Source organism: Aquabacterium sp. (assembly GCF_004297345.1).
GTDB lineage: Bacteria > Pseudomonadota > Gammaproteobacteria > Burkholderiales > Burkholderiaceae_C > Aquabacterium.
Genome location: NZ_SCTN01000393.1, coordinates 1 through 2,819 on the forward strand (window position 1 = coordinate 1; position 2,819 = coordinate 2,819).

Genomic DNA, 2,819 nt, shown 5'->3' on the forward strand with positions numbered 1-2,819 from the left:
ACACGCCGAGCTGGCGAGCAGCCTGCCGAACTGCTGCGGCACTCACGCCGAGTTCATGGTGCCGCAGTCCCGTGATGGACAAGTTGGGCTGAGGGCGCCTGGGAAGCCGCAGGATGTTCAAGGACTTGAGCCGCTTCGATTCCGCCACCTTGTGCTGGCGCGACTTCCACGCCTTGGCCGGCCACTGCCACCAATGATCGGGGGCGATGGCACCGACCATGGACGGCGCCTCCACCGGCATGGGCGCCATCGGCAAACCGTTGAGCCCGCTCACCAGCTGATTGAGCAGGTGCATCATGGTCATGCCATCACCGAAGATGTGCGGCACGGCAAACAGGATCACGGCGCGCTGAGGATGGGGCACGAAGCGCACCCGCAAGCCTATCCCCAACTCCAGCGGCAACACCTCGTTGAGCATGCGTTGATGCCATGCCTCCAGGGCGGCAGGGTCGTCCACATCGATATGGGCGTCCACCTGCCAGGCCTGGTCGAACAACTGATCGACGACATGGTCGTCAGGCAGGATGCGGAAGTGGTACTGATGCAGCCCGGCTTCCAGAATGGCGCGCAGCTTTGGATAGTTCGTGACCAACTGGCGCACGACGCGGCGCACCAACGCCTCGTCCAGCGGCGCATTGAAGCGCAGGATGTAGGGCTGCAACACGCCCCCAGCCACGCCCTCGACCGCCACATAGGTCTGTTCATTGCGATTGAGCGGAACGATGTCGTCTGTGATGAATGCCATGCATTCGATGCTGCCAGAAGCGCGCGCACCACAAACTCATGACTTGTGCGGATCTCCCCCCGGATAAGGGCTGCAGAAGATGCGGCCGCGGTACTGCCTACAATCCCCGTATGACTGCCTCCGCCTCTACCCCCAGCATCGCCCTGCCCCCCCTGGCCAATGACCGCTTCTTGCGGGCCTGTTTGCGCCTGCCAACGGACTACACGCCCGTCTGGCTGATGCGCCAGGCCGGGCGATATTTGCCCGAGTACCGCGCCACGCGCGACAAGGCTGGCAGCTTCATGGGCCTGGCCACCAACAAGGAAGCGGCGTGCGAAGTGACACTGCAGCCGCTGGACCGCTACGACCTGGATGCGGCCATTCTGTTCTCCGACATCCTGACCGTGCCGGACGCCATGGGCCTGGGCCTGAGCTTTGCCGCGGGCGAAGGCCCCAAGTTCGCATCCCCCGTGCGCGATGAGGCCGCTGTGGCCAAGCTGGCCGTGCCCGACATGGACAAGCTGCGCTACGTGTTCGATGCCGTGAGCACCATCCGCACGGCGTTGAGCGATGCGCAGGGCGTGGGCCGCGTCCCGCTGATCGGCTTTTCCGGCAGCCCCTGGACGCTGGCCTGCTACATGGTTGAAGGTGGCGGCTCGGACGACTACCGCCTGGTCAAGACCATGATGTACCAGCGACCTGACCTGATGCACCGCATCCTGGCGGTCAACGCAGACGCTGTGGCGCTGTACCTGAACACGCAAATTGAAGCCGGTGCGCAGGCCGTGATGGTGTTCGATTCATGGGGTGGCGTGCTGGCCGATGGCGCCTTCCAGGAATTCAGCCTGGCCTACACCAAACGTGTGCTGTCGCAACTGAAAAAAGAGCACAACGGTTTGCGCATCCCGCACATCGTGTTCACCAAGGGTGGTGGTATCTGGATCAACGAGATCGCTGACAGCGGCTGCGACGTGGTCGGCCTGGACTGGACCATGAACCTGGGCAAGGCACGCGCCATGGTGGGTGATCGCGTGGCCCTGCAAGGCAACCTGGATCCGAACGTGCTGTTTGCCAGCCCCGAGCAAATCCAGGCCGAAGTCATCAAGACACTGGACAGCTTTGGCGTGCCCGGCCCGCAATCCGGCCACGTGTTCAACCTGGGCCACGGCATCAGCCAGTTCACCCCGCCTGAGAACGTGAGCGTGCTGGTCGATACCGTGCATGCCTACAGCCGCAAGCAACGCGGCTGAACCAGACAGGCATTGGCAAGCCGAGCGCCTCAACGGCGCTCGACCACCAGCGGCGTCAACTGCAGCGCATCCTTGGCCTGCTGTGCCGCTGCCACGGCCTCATCGCGAGAGCCATACGGCCCCACTTGCAACTTGAAGTAGGCGGCCTCGTGGAAGACGGCCAGCAAAGGCAGCAAAGAGCCCAGGTCTGAAGCCACCTTCTGCTGCAGACGGTCCACGCCATCGCGCTTGCCCAAAGCGGCCAGCTGCACCCAGAAGCCCTTGGCATCAGGTGTGTAGGCTCTGGCCTGACTTTCCTTGACGACAGGTGGCTGCGACACGCGAGGCACCACAGACATGATCGGATCATCCGCACCATCAGCCGGGACTGGCACGGATGTGGCCTCCGCCGGAGCCGCTGCAGCCAGTTGGGTGCTCTCGCCGTCTGCCGGACTTCTGCGCCATGCGCCTGTGCGGATCTGATCGAACGTCAGGCGCTCGATCTCGACTTCGGCGCTCCCCATGCTGGCGATACCCAGTTTCACGGCGGCGGCATAGCTGAGGTCCATCACGCGCGAAGAATGGAAAGGCCCGCGGTCATTGATGCGCACGATGGTTTCCTTGCCATTGCGCAGATTGCGAACACGGGCGTAACTCGGGATAGGCAAGGTGCGGTGCGCGGCCGTCAACCCATACATGCTGAACATCTCGCCGCTGGCGGTACGACGACCATGGAACTTGGTGCCGTACCAGGACGCCACGCCACGCTCTTTCCAGCTGACATCGGCCGCCACGGGCTCGTAGGACTGCCCCAGCACCACATAAGGCTTGTTGGGGCCGCCAGGCTTGATGGGCTCTACCTGGGG

Annotated in this window: 3 protein-coding genes; 1 reads left to right on the forward strand and 2 read right to left on the reverse strand. The window is 63.7% G+C overall.

From position 1 onward, the window contains the following. On the reverse strand, positions 1-745 hold a 745-nt coding region (locus EPO09_RS15100), incomplete at its 3' end, for a hypothetical protein (RefSeq protein WP_290644153.1). 110 nt (positions 746-855) lie between these two features. Between EPO09_RS15100 and hemE the strand changes: the two genes are divergently transcribed. Next, positions 856-1,974 (forward strand): uroporphyrinogen decarboxylase, encoded by a 1,119-nt coding sequence (gene hemE / locus EPO09_RS15105; protein ID WP_290644154.1) that lies wholly within the window; start codon positions 856-858, stop codon positions 1,972-1,974. A 29-nt stretch (positions 1,975-2,003) separates the two neighbouring features. Here hemE and EPO09_RS15110 read toward each other — a convergent pair. Then, positions 2,004-2,819 (reverse strand): septal ring lytic transglycosylase RlpA family protein (locus EPO09_RS15110; RefSeq protein ID WP_290644155.1); only part of this gene is annotated, 816 nt, incomplete at its 5' end.